This is a genomic window from Desulfotignum balticum DSM 7044, assembly GCF_000421285.1.
GTDB lineage: Bacteria > Desulfobacterota > Desulfobacteria > Desulfobacterales > Desulfobacteraceae > Desulfotignum > Desulfotignum balticum.
Window position 1 is genome coordinate 3,450,884 of the sequence record NZ_ATWO01000001.1, and the last position, 14,861, is coordinate 3,465,744.

Sequence of the window (14,861 nt, forward strand, 5' to 3'; positions counted from 1 at the left end):
TTCAAATTCCGGGATCTGTTTGAAATTCCTGTTCCTGTCTCCTTTTTTGATTGTCTGCAAACCCGTATCAAACCATTCTTCGGGTTTGCAGACTGCCAAAACAGGAGAGAGGATGACAGAACACCGAATCCTGATTGGGATTATGACAACCTGGCATTGGCCATATAATTCAACAGATTAAAAATATAACTTAAAATGCACGGAGGGACAGCATGACAACAGATAATTCAGCTCCGGTCAGTGGAAGTATTATGGTGGTTGGTGGGGGGATCAGCGGCCTGACAACCGCCCTGGAAGCCGCTGAAGTGGGCTATGAGGTCTTCCTTGTGGAAAAGGAAGCATCCCTTGGTGGAAGAGTGTCTCAGCTCAAACACTATTTTCCGAAACTCTGCCCGCCCACATGCGGACTTGAAATCAACTACCGGCGGATCAAAGACAACAAGCACATCAAAGTACTCACCATGACCGAAGTCCAGAATGTGGACGGCAGTCCCGGGGATTATACCGTAACGGTTAAAACCGCGCCCCGGTATGTGAACGAGAACTGCACGGCCTGCGGGGAATGCGCCAAAGTCTGTGAAACTGAAATTTCCAATGAATTCAATTTTGGCATGGACCGCCGGAAAGCTGCCTACCTGCCCCACAACATGGCCTTTCCCATGCGCTATGTCATGGATCCGTCCATGAGCACGGATGACCGTGACAAGGTGAAACAAGCCTGTAAATATGACGCCGTCGACTTTGACATGGAAGAAAAAACCATTGATCTGAAAGTGGGTGCCATTGTCTGGAACACCGGATGGAAACCATATGACGCCACCCGGATCGACAACTTAGGATTCGGCCGGTACCAGAATGTGGTCACCAACATGATGCTGGAAAGACTGGCGTCACTGACCGGCCCCACCCAGGGAAAAATTGTCCGGCCGTCGGACGACAAAGCGCCTGAAACCATTGCGTTTGCCCAGTGTGCCGGATCCAGGGACGAGAACCATCTGCCCTACTGCTCTTATATCTGCTGCATGGCATCTCTGAAACACGCGACGTATCTGCGGGAACAGTATCCGGATGCCAAAATCTACATCTACTATATCGATCTGCGGACTCCGGGTCTGAAATACGAACGATTCTATGCCAAACTCAAGGAAGACAAAAACATCTTTTTTGTGAAGGGAAAAGTGGCTGAAGTCAGTGAAGAAGACGGCACCGGCAATATCAACCTGGTGGCAGAAGATACCATTTCCGGCGATAAAATCCGGCAGACCGTGGATCTTCTGGTACTGGCCACCGGCATGCAGCCCACGGCCGCCGTTGACAAACCTGCCGCGGACCTGACTTTTGATGCGGATGGATTTATCGTCAACGACTTTTCAAAAGGCGGTATGTTTGCGGCAGGATGCGCCAACAAGCCGGCCGATGTTGTCACATCCAACCAGAATGCTACCGGCATGGCACTTAAAGCCATTCAGACCCTTGTAAGGAGGTAATACAAACCATGGATAAAAAATACGGCGTATATATCTGCACAGGTTGCGGAATCGGAGACACCCTGGATATGGAAGATCTGGTGGAGATCCCTGAGGAAGAAGGATTGAACTGTACCACGCATCCTTTCCTGTGTTCCAAGGAAGGCGTGGCCCTCATCCAGAAAGATGTGGATGACGGCAAGGTGAATGCCATGGTGATCGGTGCCTGTTCCCGCCGGGTCAACTTTGATGTGTTCCGGTTCGACAACTGCATCGTGGAACGGGTCAACCTCAGAGAAGGCGTGGTATGGCCGCACTCCAGGGAAACCTACCCGGCTTTGACCGAAGAACAGAAAGAGGATGAAGAACATTTTGACCGGATTCAGATGAAAGCGGAAGATTACATCCGGATGGGAATGATCCGTCTGGAAAAAGTAAAACTGCCGATCCCTTATCTACCGGAATCTTTTTCCAAGAAAATTCTGGTTTTAGGTGGGGGTGTCACCGGCATGGCAGCGGCATTGGATGCGGCCAAGACCGGGTATGATGTGACCATTGTCGAGAAAACCGAGGCCCTGGGCGGGTACGCCGCCAAATTACGGAGTCAGATGCCGGTATCGGCCCCTTTTGAAACCCTGCAGGCCCCCGTGGCGGACAAACTGATTCAGGAAATTCAGGGATATCCCAATATCGATGTCAGAACCGGTTGTGAAGTGGCACGGATTGCCGGTCAACCCGGCGAGTTCACCGTGACCTTTAAAAAACCCGGAGAAAGAATCCCCTTTGATGTCCCATTCCCCCTGCCTGAAGAGATGCTGGTGGATGAAACCGGGAAAGAACTGGATCCTGAAGCGGCCCATGCCAAATTTCTGGAATACAATGAAGGCCGGAAGGATATTCTCAATCTGGACCCGGATGGTGAGCTCTACGGCGCAGTCATTCTGGCGGCCGGATGGCGGCCTGCCGACCTGTCGAAAATGGGTATTGATCATCTGGGATTCGACCTTCCGGATGTGGTGAGCAACCATGAATTTGAGCAGATTGCCGCCAAAGGCAAAATTGCAAGACCCTCCGACGGCAAGCCGGCCAAAAATGTGGTGTTCATCCAGTCCCCCGGCAAGGATGAGGATGATGCCGATTTTGACTATTGCGGGTCCGTCACCTCACAGGTTGCTTTAAAACAGGCCCGGTATGTCACGGAAGATTATACAGACGGCAAAGCCTTTGTGATTTACCAGCACATGCGGACCCCCGGGCTGCAGGAATATTTTTACAAGAGCATGCAGCAGGAAGACGGCGTATTCATGACCAAAGGGTCGGTCACTGAAGTCAAAACCCAGGAAAATGGCCTGGAGGTGACTGCGGTAAACACCCTTTTAGGCGAAAATCTGGCGTTGAAAGCGGACATGGTCGTCATTGCCGGCGGCATGGTCCCGGTCACCAAGGATGATCCCGTAGTGAACCTGGCCTACCGCCAGGGACCGGGGTTCCGTGACAATGATATTTTCGGCCAGTATGCCGACTCCAACTATATCTGTTTTCCCTATGAAACCCAGAGAACCGGAATTTATGCAGCCGGTGCCATTCGCCGGGCCATGACCATTGAAGAATCCATTGAAGATGCCGCCGGTGCCGCTCTTAAAGCCATCCAGTGTGTTGAAAGTGCCAACCGGGGTATGTCGGTCCATCCCAGATCCGGGGATATGACGTTTCCGGAATTTTTCTTCCAGAGATGTACCCAGTGCAAACGCTGTACCGTGGAATGCCCGTTTGGTGCGCTGGATGATGATGCCAAGGGAACCCCGAAAGCCAATCCGACCCGGTGCCGCCGGTGTGGCACCTGCATGGGGGCCTGCCCGGAACGAATTATTTCGTTTGCCGACTACACCATTGACTCCATCGGTTCTCAGATCAAAGCCGTCAAAGTGCCTTCCGAAGATGACTTTGATGAACCGCCTTTCCGTTTCCTGGCACTGATCTGTGAAAACGATGCCTTCCCGGCCCTGGATATGGTGGGGTTGAACCGGATCGACTATTCACCGGATGTTCGTTTCATACCGGTTCGGTGCTTAGGGTCCGTCAACACCATCTGGATCAAAGATGCCCTGGCCCAGGGAATGGACGGCGTGATTCTCATCGGCTGCAAGCACGGCGATGATTACCAGTGCCATTTTGTCAAAGGCTCCGAACTGGCGGAGGTCCGGGTGAAAAAAATCGGAGATGCCCTGTCCAGCCTGGCTCTGGAAGAGGAACGCGTGGCGTTTGTAGAAGTGGCCATTGACGAATACGACAAACTGCCCAAGATCATCAATGATTTTGTTGAAGAAGTGGATGCCCTGGGTCCCAACCCGTTCAAGGGTTTCTAATGTCACAACTTTCAAACCATATGGAGGTTTTTTAATATGACTGAAACATACCTTGCCCAACCCGATCTGGGGTTTATTGCACAGATCCGCGGTCTTGGCGGAGACACCCTGAAAAAATGTTACCAGTGCGCCACCTGTTCCGTGGCCTGCCCCATTTCTCCGGAAAACAGCCCGTTTCCCAGAAAAGAGATGATCGCAGCGTCCTGGGGATTGAAAGACCGGCTCATTAAAAACGGGGACATCTGGCTGTGTCATAATTGCGGTGACTGTACGGACCTGTGCCCCCGAGGCGCGGCTCCGGGTGATGTACTGGCGGCGATCCGTGCTGCAGCCATCACTGAATATGCTCAGCCCAAAGCATTGGCCAAAGCGGTGAATGATCCCAAAAAGCTCCCCTGGCTGCTGGGGATTCCAGCCATCTGGTTTGCCATTCTCGCCTATATCACCATGGCCCAGAGTGATGTCATGACCAAAATATTCAACGTCTTCGGCATTGCCTGGTCCCATGCCCACGAGGGGGTCATTGCCCAGGCCAATTTCTTTTCCACCTGGTTTGTGGATCTGACGTTTGTGCCCCTGGCAGGTGCCGTGGTCATCATTTTTCTGCTGAGTCTGCGGCGGTTTATCACGGATATCCATGAAAATGCCGTGATGGAGGGAAAAACCGACAAAAAGAATATTGACTATAAATCTTTGGTCCAGGCGCTGGTCAAAACCGTTCCCACCATTCTTAAACATGAAAAATTCAATGAATGCGAAACCAACAAGGAACGGGCCACGCCTCATATGATGGTTTTGTTTTCCTTTATCGGTCTGTTCATTGTCACCGGTATTTTCTTTTTCGTGCTGTATGTGTTCCAGACTCCGGGACCTTACTCCCAGTTGAACCCGGTCAAATGGCTGGGCAACATTGCCGGTGTGGCTCTGGTGATCGGATCGGGTCTGATGATCAAAAGCCGTCTGGATAACAAAGACCAGGTCAGCACGTATAAAGACTGGTATATTCTGGGGATTGTCTTTGCCCTTGGCGTCACAGGCATGTTGACCCAGATGGCCCGCCTGGCCCATTTGGAATGGACGTCCTACATTCTGTATTACCTGCACCTGATTGCCATATTCAATCTGTTCGCTTTTCTGCCGTTCTCAAAAATGGCCCATCTGGTGTACAGAACGACAGCCATGGCGTATGCAGAGTACAGCAACCGGAAATAATGATGTAACAATCATCGGACAATTCAACGTAACATCCTAAAAAAGAGGCTGATTCTTCATCAGCCTCTTTTTTAATTTCAACAAGGAGACAAACATTGTGAACCACATCGCAGTATTACCCGGGGATGGTATCGGACCCGAAATCATGGAACAGGCAGTCAAAGTACTTGACCGGGCTGGGCAGTTATATGGATTCAAACTGGAATATGAATATGCAGATGTGGGGGGCGCTGCCATAGACAGCCATAATAAAGCCCTGCCATCTGCCACACTGGCATTGTGTGAGGCCAGCGATGCCATTTTGTTCGGTTCCGTGGGCGGCCCGAAATGGGAACACCTGCCTCCGGAACAACAGCCGGAACGAGGGGCCTTACTGCCTTTGAGAAAACATTTTGATCTGTATTGCAATCTGCGTCCGGCACGAGTCTTTTCATCCCTGGCCGCAGCCTCTCCTTTGCGGGCGGATATTGTTCAAAACGGGTTTGATATACTTTGTGTCCGGGAGCTGACCGGCGGCATCTATTTTGGAGAACCCAAAGGCAGAAAAGGAACGGGTAAAGATGAATATGCCTTTGACACCATGGTCTATTCCCGGTTCGAGATCGAACGCATTGCCAGGATGGCATTTGAGGCGGCCCGGCAAAGACGTAAACGCGTTACTTCCATTGACAAGGCCAATGTATTGTTTTCCATGGTTTTATGGCGAGAAACCGTCACAACCGTTGCCAGAGAATTTCCCGATATCGGTTTGACGCATATGTATGTGGACAATGCCGCCATGCAGCTGGTGAAAAACCCCGGGCAGTTTGATGTGATTTTGTGCGGCAATATGTTTGGCGACATTATATCAGACGAATGCGCCATGATTACCGGATCCATGGGATTACTGGCTTCTGCCAGCCTCAATGAGAAAAAATTCGGTCTGTATGAACCCGCCGGAGGATCTGCCCCGGATATCGCTGGCAAAGGAATTGCCAATCCCATTGCACAAATTTTATCCGGCGCCATGATGCTCAGGTATTCCTGTGGCCAGGCCCCGGCCGCAGATGCCATTGAATCCGCCATTGACCGGGTTCTGGCCCGTCAGATATTTACTGCGGATATGGCAGGTAAAGGGACCCCGGTCAGCACCAGAGGAATGGGAGATGCCATTATAAAAGAACTGTCAATCGACGGGTAACCGGTGAAACCTACGGCAAACAAAAAGAGGGTTTCAGCCGATAACTGAAACCCTCTTTTTTATATGGTGGCGGGAGTGACGAGACTCGAACTCGCGGCCTCTTGCGTGACAGGCAAGCGTTCTAACCAACTGAACTACACCCCCGTAATCACTTATGTCTCCTGGTGGGCGATGCAGGGCTTGAACCTGCGACTTCAACCTTGTAAGGGTTGCACTCTCCCAACTGAGTTAATCGCCCGAAAAACAGAGCACTTATATCAATATTAAAAATGAGTGTCAAGCAAATTTTAACAAATTTTTACTTTTCCTGATGCAAGATAAAAAATCCATGTTTTTTGTTGCGTTAGTATCTTGCAAGCCCCGGTTTTTAATGGTATATACCTTTAATGCAATAAAAATGAAGTCGAATAACATCAATCCGATAAAAATGTGATGCCGGGTTTCTTATGACCTTGTGATGCACAGTCATTCGCAAGTTGAATCCTCACCCTGTTCATTTCAGCAGCAGCACACGTTTATCAAGGAGTTTAGGTAATTATGGAACCTGTGTCAGGATATCTGGAAATTATGGATAAAGGGTTTGGATTTCTGCGGGAAATTGATGACAATTTTCAACCCCGCCCGGAAAACCCTTATGTGCCCAACAGCTTGATCCGCAAATTAAATCTGCGGGAAGGCAGCTTAATTCAGGGCCTGGGTGAAAAAAAGGACCCGAGAAACCCGAACCTGGCTTTGGTACGGGTTGAAACCATCAATGGGCTTCCTTTTGACGAATTTGCCGCCATTCCCATGCTTCAGGATCAGGTAAGCATCAATCCCTATGAACGATACGTACTGACTCAGAATGACGAAGATACGGTGGGAAAGGCGCTGGATATCATCGTTCCCATCGGCATGGGACAGCGTGGATTGATCATTGCGCCGCCCAAATCCGGGAAAACCTTTATTTTGCGCCATATGGCCAATTCAGTGGTCACCAATCATCCGGATGCCAATGTGTTCATCCTGCTGGTGGATGAACGGCCTGAAGAGGTCACCGACTTTCAGCGGGGACTGGTCAATGCCCATGTGTTATATTCATCCGCTGATCAGCAAATCGGCCAGCACATGAGGATGACACGCCTGGCCATGCATACCGCCATCCGATGTGCGGAAATCGGCCAGGATGCCGTGGTGTTCATCGATTCTTTGACCCGTATGACCCGGGCATTCAATGCAGATACGGACAGTTTCGGGAAAACGTTGTCCGGGGGTCTGGGCGCCAATGCCATGGAATTTCCCAGAAAAATATTCGGTGCGGCCCGAAAACTGGAAAACGGGGGCTCTTTGACCATCATCGCTACTATCCTGGTGGATACGGGCAGCCGCATGGATGAAGTCATATTTCAGGAATTCAAGGGCACCGGCAACATGGACCTGTTTCTGTCCCGGGAATGCGCCGAACGGCGAATCTGGCCGGCCATTAACATCAATCAGAGCGGCACAAGAAAAGAAGACCTGCTCATGGATTCGGCCGCCTATGAAAAAATTGTAGATATTCGCAGAAAAGTGGCCCCCATGGACGAAGTGTCCGCCATGACGTCATTCATTTCTCTTCTGGAAGATTCAGATTTTTAACGGGAATCAGCGTCAGTTTGAATCAGGGCATGTGCCAGCACCTGGCTCATGTCATCCACAAAAACGATATCCAGCTGTTTTTGAATGGATCTGGGGATTTCCTGAATATCTTTCTCATTTTCCGCCGACATCACCACTTTCCGAATCCCGTGGGTGTGGGCCGCCAGTAGTTTTTCCTTGACCCCGCCGATAGGCAGTACCCTGCCTCTGAGGGTAATTTCGCCGGTCATGGCCAAATTTCTGTAAACCGGACGGCCTGTTAAAATTGAGACCACGGCCGTGCACATGGCGATACCGGCAGACGGACCGTCCTTGGGGATGGCTCCTTCCGGCACATGGATATGAATATCCAGATCCTTGTAAAAATCCTCATGGATCCCCAGGGCTTTGCTTCGGGATCGAACATAGCTGACAGCGGCCTGGGACGACTCTTTCATGACATCCCCCAGTTTACCGGTCACCATGATGCGCCCTTTTCCCGGCATGGTCACCGCCTCAATGGTCAGCAGTTCGCCGCCGGCCTGGGTCCAGGCAAGCCCGGTCACAATCCCGGTTTTATCTTCCACTTCCAGGGGTTTGTTGCGAAATTTGGGCTGTCCCAGATATTTCATCACACTGACCGTACTCACAGAATAATTTTTACGTTCTTTGGTGCGAACGATCCGGGTGGCAATTTTTCTGATGACCGATGATATTTCCCGTTCCAGATTCCGAACCCCTGCTTCACGGGTGTATCGCTGGATAATGGTTTGAACGGCATTATCCGAAAAAGTCACATCCGCTTGTTCAAGCCCGTTTTCTCTGATCTGCTTGGGAATCAGAAACCCTTTGGCTATCTGCGCTTTTTCAAACTGCGTATATCCGGGAATCTGAATGATCTCCATTCTGTCCCGCAGCGGTGCCGGAATATCAAACAGGGTGTTGGCCGTGGTGATGAACAGGATTTCCGACAGATCGTAATCCACTTCCATATAATGATCATTGAAATGCCGGTTCTGTTCCGGGTCCAGGGCCTCAAGCAGCGCGGAAGAAGGATCTCCTCTGAAATCAGCGGTCATCTTGTCGATTTCATCCAGACACAAAACCGGGTTGCTGTACCCGACTTTTTTGATGGTCTGAATCAGTTTGCCGGGCATGGCCCCCACATAGGTCCGGCGATGGCCTCTGATTTCCGCCTCATCCCGGACCCCGCCCAGCGATATTCTGGCAAACGATCGGCCGGTGGCGGATGCCACGGATCTTGCCAGAGACGTTTTTCCGACACCGGGAGGCCCCACCAGGCAAAGGATCGGTCCTTTGATTTTCTTGATCAGCATCTGCACGGCCAGATATTCCAGAATTCTTTCTTTGGGTTTTTTCAAGCCGTAATGGTCTTGATCCAGAATGCGTTCTGCAGTGGCCAGGTCATTTTTCGCACGGTTTTTCCGAAACCAAGGCAGGGAAATCATCCAGTCGATGTAATTTCTGATGACTGTGGCTTCCGAAGACATGGGCGCCATCATCTTGAGCTTTTCCAGCTCCCGCCTGACAACCCCGGCCGCCTCTTTGGGCAGGCGTTTCTTTCGTATCCGGGTTTCAAGTTCAGCATATTCTCCGGATTCGCTGTCTTCTCCCATCTCTTTTTTGATGGCCCGCATCTGCTCGGTGAGATAGTGGCGTTTCTGGAGTTTTTCCATCTGTTCTTTTACCCGTCCCTTGATCTTCTGGGACATGGCAAACACTTCGGTCTCCTGTTCAATCAGCTGGAGCAGGAGATAGAACCGCTTTTCAATATCCGTGCATTCCAGCAACTGCTGCTTGTCCGTCACCTTGAACGGCAACTGGGCTGCAATGGCATCCGCATACCGGGACGGGTCGGATTCCAGAATTTCCAGATTTTTAAAAAAACTTTTGGCCACTGCGCCGGACAGGGTCGCATAATGCTCAAACGCTTCCAGAACCGTTCTCAATGCAGCTTTGGATATAGCGTCAGACATGGGCATTTCCTGTACAGGAATAAAATCCACCGTCAGAAAACCGCGTTCATCGCTCAATTTAATAATTTTGCCCCGGCAGGCTCCTTCCACCAGCGCTTTGACCGTTCCGTCCGGCAGGCGAAGCAACTGAGTGATCTTGGCTTCGGTTCCCACCTGAAAAATATCCTGAATCGTGGGTTTAAGCACCTCCGGATCTTTCTGGGTGGTGAGAAATATCTTTTTTTCTCCGGCCATGGCTTCGGACAGAGACTTAATGGATTTTTCTCTTCCCACAAAAACAGAGGTGGTGACAAAAGGAAACAGCACCATGTCCCGCAACGGAACCAGAGGCAATGTTTTTTTGATATATTCGGAGCCGTCCTGGTTGAACAATCTGGAAATATTGATCATTGATTCAATCTCGATTTCTTTTGTCAGGCCTGTTTTTTGGGTTGTTCATACAAAAGAATCGGCGGCTCGTTTTTCAATACCACTTCTTCTCCCACCACGCATTCTTTCACATCTTCCTTGGAAGGCAGTTCATACATGATGTCCAGCATGGTCTTTTCCATAATGGCCCGCAATCCTCTGGCACCCGATTTTCTGATCACCGCTTCCTTGGCCATGGCTTCCAGGGCCTCATCCGTAAACTGGAGATCCACCCCTTCGATTCTGAACAGTTCCTGGTATTGTTTCACCAGCGCATTTTTGGGTTCCGTCAAAATCTTGACCAGGGATGCTTCTGAAAGTTCTCCGATGGTGGTGACAACGGGCAGCCGTCCCAAAAATTCCGGGATCAGTCCGAACTTGATCAAATCTTCCGGCTTGAGCTGCTCCAGCAATGTGCCGATATTCACCTGTTTTCTGTCGGCGATCTTGGCACCGAATCCCATGGTTTTCTGCAAGATACGTCGCTCAACGATTTTTTCCAGTCCCGTGAACGTGCCCCCGCAGATAAAAAGAATATTGGAGGTATCCACCTTGACGTAATCCTGCTGAGGATGTTTTCTGCCGCCCTTGGGGGGAATGCTGGCCACCGTGCCTTCGATGATTTTCAACAATGCCTGCTGGACCCCTTCTCCGGACACATCCCGGGTAATGGAAGGGTTGTCGCCCCGCTGGGAAATTTTATCGATCTCATCAATATAAATAATGCCCTTCTGGGCGCGTTCAATATCATAGTCCGCGTTCTGAACCAGAGACAAAACAATATTTTCCACATCCTCGCCCACGTAACCGGCTTCGGTCAAAGCCGTGGCATCGGCAATGGCAAAGGGCACATCCAGAAATCTGGCAAGGGTCTGGGCCAGAAGCGTTTTACCGCATCCCGTCGGACCGATCAACAAAATATTGCTTTTCTGAATTTCAATGTCATCCGCCGGTTTTTCAATGCGGGAGGTCAAGCGTTTATAATGGTTGTACACTGCCACAGAAAGCACTTTTTTGGCTGCATCCTGCTCGATCACATAGGAATCAAGCATTGCCTTGATCTGCTTGGGCACATAAAACTCTCTGGTGCTTTCAATTTCAGCGGCTTTTTCCTTTTCTTCATCCTCAATGATTTCACCACACAGTTTGATGCATTCGTTGCAGATATAGACACTGGGACCGGCTATCAGTTTCTGGACTTCTTTCTGGTTTTTCCCGCAGAAAGAGCAGAAAAATTGATCATTGGTGTCATCTTTTTTGGCCATATTAATAGCACTCCTTTGAAGCCGGAATCAGGCTTCCACTTCCAATTGGCTTCGGTCGGCAACCACCCGGTCAACAATACCATAGGTTTTTGCTTCATCCCCGGACATGAAAAAATCGCGATCCGTGTCCTTGGCAATTTTTTCGATTTCCCGGCCGGTATGATGGGCCAGAATCTCGTTTAACGTATCTTTCATACGAAGAATTTCCGTGGCCTGAATTTTGATATCCGCTGCCTGGCCCTGGGCACCCCCTAAAGGCTGATGGATCATAATTCTGGCGTTGGGCAGCGCAAACCGTTTTTTCGGAGCCCCCGCAGCCAGAAGCAATGCCCCCATGCTGGCGGCCTGTCCGATACAAACTGTTGACACATCCGGCTTGATGTACTGTATGGTATCATACACAGCCAGTCCGGCAGTGACCACACCACCGGGAGAGTTGATATAAAAACTGATATCTTTTTCCGGATCTTCCGATTCCAGAAAAAGCAGCTGGGCCACAATGAGGTTGGCAATTTCACTGTCTATGGCAGAACCCAAAAATATAATCCGGTCCTTTAACAGACGCGAATAAATGTCATAGGCCCGCTCGCCCCGATTGCTTTGTTCAACCACCATTGGAACTAATGGCACAATAAAACTCCTTGGTTATCTGTTCTTGCTGACCCCTGTTCCGAAAACAGTCCGGAGCAAGGCGGCTGATGAACCTGTTTTTACAAATTTGGTCAAGCGTCCGTTTCCGGGTCTGACACCGATGTTTCCTGAACATCGGTCTCCGGATCTTTTTCCGTCACCTGACTGGTTTCAATAATAAGATCGATCGCCTTTTTTTCAAGCTGGGTATGTTTGTAGTATTCCATCTGTTTGGGATCCATATTGAAAAAATTCTTTATGGCATCCACCGTGGCATTCATGCCCCGGGCCATCTCTTCCAGGCTTTTGTCCATCTCTTCTTCAGTGAGATCCAGTTTTTCCTGGGTGATGATTTTATCCAGGATCAAATGACGCCGGGCCTGCTTTTCAGCCACATCCCGGTATTGTTCAGACAACTTTTCACGGCTGAGTCCATGTTCTTCCAGACTGGTGTTGTTGGCTGAATACGCCTGTTCCGTCTCACTGATAATCCCGTTGAGTTCTCCCTCGACCATGGCTTCGGGCACTTCGAATTCATATTTTTCCAGCAGATGCTGAAAAATCTGTTCGCTGAGCTCGTGTTTCACACGCTGCGCGTTTCCTTTTTCCAGGTTTTCCCGGATGGAATCCTTGACCTGCTCCAGTGTCTCAAATTTGCCCAGGCCTTTGACCAGATCGTCATTGATCTCAGGAAGAATTTCTTCCTGAATTTCTTTAAGCGTCACCTTGTATAAAATGGTTTTTCCCTTCAGGTTCTCATCCGGATGGTCTTCAGGATACGCCACTTCAACCTCAATATCCTGAACAGGCACACACCCGGTCAATTTTTCGGCAAACGCTTCAGGCAAACTGTTTTGCCCGATCTTGTAAAGAAAATTTTCGATTTTGGGCGTGGGCTCAAACGGCTCATCGTTCAAAAATCCCTGATAATCGATCAAAACAAAATCAGACGCTTTGACGGCCCGGCTTTCGCTCACTTTCTGTTTTTTTGCCATGGTTTTCTGAATCATATGAATCTGGGCATCGATCTCAGCATCAGAAACGGCATACCGATTTTTTTCAAGCGCCATGTCCTTGTAATCGATCTCAGGCAGTTCCGGTTTCACTTCAACGGTGATATCAAACACATAGTCTGAATCCGGATTCAATTCCGGCGGATCCAGCTGGGGTCCGCCCACAATGTTCAGATTGTGTTCCTGGATGGCTTCAACAAAGGAATCCTGGATCAAACGGGGGGCGACATCGGCATGAACGTCTTTGGAAAAACGGTTTTCAAGGACTTTTCTGGGAATTTTCCCTTTTCTGAACCCTTTGATGTCCGCTTTTTTCTTCAGTTCGTTGTATGCCTTGTCAAGCTCCTTCGCCACTTTTTCCTTGGGAATTTCAAAAGAGAGTACCTTTTTGACAGCGCTCTTGTCTTCGATTTTTACCTGCATTTTTTTGTCCTGTTACATTCCATTAATAGTGAACCATCTATATCCCGGGCCAAATGCAAACCATTTGCATAAATCTTGTGATGCATATCAAATCACACCATATCATACACCCAAATAATAAAGTTAACTAAAATAACGCTTATCCCATTCAGTGTCAAGAAAATTGCCCAAAAAAACGACTTGCGCCCCAGGTCTTAAAATGATATTAAAACTGGTTATGTCTATTGAATCGGGGCGTAGCGCAGTCTGGTAGCGCGCCTGCTTTGGGAGCAGGATGTCGGGAGTTCAAATCTCTCCGCCCCGACCAATGATTACAGACCTCCGAATCGCCACTTTCTTTACCTGCCCGTCCTGTTTAAAAATTTTATATACATCTTGAAAAAACAATTCAAACCTTATATAAATACAAATTCCGGCCGGCAGACCGGATACAGATCGATTCTGATCGGTCGCCTTGTAACAGCAGGACATGAACCTCGTCAGGTCCGGAAGGAAGCAGCGATAAGTGATCTCTTCTGTGTCAAGGATCGATCCCGATCATGCAATTTCTCTGCATCTCCTGCCGGCCGGTTTATTTTTTCCCGCCGCTTTTTATTTCTTGACATGCAATCAAACAGACTTACTTTTCAGCCATAATTTTAAAAACTAATTATTTGCCAATTGAATTTTAAAAATTTTTTTGGATCAGGAGAATAAATTGGTACTGAAAGAAAAGTCCAGGGGAGAAACCAACAAGAAAGACCCGTCTCCCTTAAAGGAGACGGAATCGGCTGTAGAAGAAAAAGATACGGACGGTCTTGATTCCACTTCCCGGGAAACAGACATCGCTTCGCTGGAAGCAGCGCTTGAAGCTGAAAAGGATCGATTCATCAGACTTTCTGCAGAATTCGACAATTATCGAAAAAGAAAGCAAAGAGAAATTGACGAATTCAAAAAATTCGCCAATGAAATGGTTTTCAAACAATTTCTGCCGGTTGTGGACAACCTGGAACGGGCCATGGCCTCTGCTGAAAACAACCAGGATATCGAAACCCTGTTAAAAGGGGTCAAACTGACCCACAAGGAAATTCTGAAAGTATTTCAGGATTGCAATGTCAAACCGGTTCAGGCTGAAAACCAGCTGTTTGATCCGAATTTCCATCAGGCCGTCACCCAGAAGGAAACCAATGAGGTCCCGGAAAATACGGTAACCGATGTACTTCAGACGGGATACCTGCTTCATGACAGATTGATCCGGCCCGCCATGGTTGTCGTTTCAAAATCAACAGGCAATGATACTGATAAACCCGAAGAAAAATAAAGATA

Annotated in this window: 10 protein-coding genes, 3 tRNA genes and 1 other RNA gene; 8 read left to right on the forward strand and 6 right to left on the reverse strand. The window is 49.2% G+C overall.

Annotated features, from left to right (window positions below; all coding sequences use genetic code 11):
- Positions 1 to 212 precede the first annotated feature (212 nt).
- The 4 genes from K365_RS0117430 (at position 213) to leuB (ending at position 6,224) form a co-directional block, all read left to right on the forward strand.
- Entirely contained in the window at positions 213 to 1,487 is a 1,275-nt protein-coding gene (locus K365_RS0117430) for a CoB--CoM heterodisulfide reductase iron-sulfur subunit A family protein (RefSeq protein WP_024335617.1), read from the forward strand.
- Positions 1,488 to 1,495: 8 nt separating this feature from the next.
- Positions 1,496 to 3,832 carry an FAD-dependent oxidoreductase gene (locus K365_RS0117435; protein ID WP_024335618.1) on the forward strand — a complete coding sequence of 779 codons (2,337 nt, stop codon included), beginning with the start codon at positions 1,496 to 1,498 and terminating at the stop codon, positions 3,830 to 3,832.
- 36 nt (positions 3,833 to 3,868) lie between these two features.
- Positions 3,869 to 5,044, forward strand: coding sequence for a quinone-interacting membrane-bound oxidoreductase complex subunit QmoC (qmoC, locus tag K365_RS0117440; protein ID WP_024335619.1), 1,176 nt, complete (start codon positions 3,869 to 3,871; stop codon positions 5,042 to 5,044).
- 97 nt (positions 5,045 to 5,141) lie between these two features.
- On the forward strand, positions 5,142 to 6,224 hold the full coding sequence (gene leuB, locus K365_RS0117445; RefSeq protein WP_024335620.1) for a 3-isopropylmalate dehydrogenase: 1,083 nt from the start codon (positions 5,142 to 5,144) through the stop codon (positions 6,222 to 6,224).
- Positions 6,225 to 6,291: 67 nt separating this feature from the next.
- On the opposite strand, the gene K365_RS0117450 is transcribed toward leuB, so the two are convergent.
- A tRNA-Asp gene (locus K365_RS0117450) sits at positions 6,292 to 6,368 on the reverse strand.
- 18 nt (positions 6,369 to 6,386) lie between these two features.
- Positions 6,387 to 6,462, reverse strand: a tRNA-Val gene (locus K365_RS0117455).
- Positions 6,463 to 6,761: 299 nt separating this feature from the next.
- Here K365_RS0117455 and rho point away from each other — a divergent pair.
- Complete coding sequence (rho, locus tag K365_RS0117460) at positions 6,762 to 7,841, forward strand: transcription termination factor Rho (protein WP_006967031.1); 1,080 nt, start codon at positions 6,762 to 6,764, stop codon at positions 7,839 to 7,841.
- Here rho and lon read toward each other — a convergent pair.
- The 4 genes from lon to tig all read right to left on the reverse strand — a co-directional run bounded on the left by lon (position 7,838) and on the right by tig (position 13,556).
- Complete coding sequence (lon, locus tag K365_RS0117465) at positions 7,838 to 10,207, reverse strand: endopeptidase La (protein ID WP_024335621.1); 2,370 nt, start codon at positions 10,205 to 10,207, stop codon at positions 7,838 to 7,840. The genes rho and lon overlap by 4 nt on opposite strands.
- 23 nt (positions 10,208 to 10,230) lie before the next feature.
- Complete coding sequence (gene clpX / locus K365_RS0117470; RefSeq protein ID WP_006967028.1) at positions 10,231 to 11,490, reverse strand: ATP-dependent Clp protease ATP-binding subunit ClpX; 1,260 nt, start codon at positions 11,488 to 11,490, stop codon at positions 10,231 to 10,233.
- Between the two features lie 27 nt (positions 11,491 to 11,517).
- Entirely contained in the window at positions 11,518 to 12,120 is a 603-nt protein-coding gene (gene clpP / locus K365_RS0117475; protein WP_006967027.1) for an ATP-dependent Clp endopeptidase proteolytic subunit ClpP, read from the reverse strand.
- Positions 12,121 to 12,212: 92 nt separating this feature from the next.
- A complete protein-coding gene (tig, locus tag K365_RS0117480) occupies positions 12,213 to 13,556 on the reverse strand; it encodes a trigger factor (protein ID WP_006967026.1) in 1,344 nt (447 codons plus the stop codon).
- Between the two features lie 230 nt (positions 13,557 to 13,786).
- Here tig and K365_RS0117485 point away from each other — a divergent pair.
- The 3 genes from K365_RS0117485 to grpE all read left to right on the forward strand — a co-directional run bounded on the left by K365_RS0117485 (position 13,787) and on the right by grpE (position 14,856).
- A tRNA-Pro gene (locus K365_RS0117485) sits at positions 13,787 to 13,863 on the forward strand.
- A 136-nt stretch (positions 13,864 to 13,999) separates the two neighbouring features.
- Positions 14,000 to 14,096, forward strand: an RNA gene (gene ffs, locus K365_RS27480) — signal recognition particle sRNA small type.
- A gap of 157 nt (positions 14,097 to 14,253) precedes the next feature.
- Positions 14,254 to 14,856, forward strand: a complete 603-nt coding sequence (grpE, locus tag K365_RS0117495) for a nucleotide exchange factor GrpE (protein WP_024335622.1) — start codon at positions 14,254 to 14,256, stop codon at positions 14,854 to 14,856.
- Positions 14,857 to 14,861 lie beyond the last annotated feature (5 nt).

Excerpts from the sequence above, each read along its gene's own strand:
- K365_RS0117430 (WP_024335617.1), top strand. The coding sequence starts at position 213 with ATGACAACAGATAATTCAGCTCCGGTCAGTGGAAGTATTATGGTGGTT.
- clpX (WP_006967028.1), bottom strand. The coding sequence starts at position 11,490 with ATGGCCAAAAAAGATGACACCAATGATCAATTTTTCTGCTCTTTCTGC.
- rho (WP_006967031.1), top strand. The coding sequence starts at position 6,762 with ATGGAACCTGTGTCAGGATATCTGGAAATTATGGATAAAGGGTTTGGA.
- tig (WP_006967026.1), bottom strand. The coding sequence starts at position 13,556 with ATGCAGGTAAAAATCGAAGACAAGAGCGCTGTCAAAAAGGTACTCTCT.
- K365_RS0117435 (WP_024335618.1), top strand. The coding sequence starts at position 1,496 with ATGGATAAAAAATACGGCGTATATATCTGCACAGGTTGCGGAATCGGA.
- qmoC (WP_024335619.1), top strand. The coding sequence starts at position 3,869 with ATGACTGAAACATACCTTGCCCAACCCGATCTGGGGTTTATTGCACAG.
- lon (WP_024335621.1), bottom strand. The coding sequence starts at position 10,207 with ATGATCAATATTTCCAGATTGTTCAACCAGGACGGCTCCGAATATATC.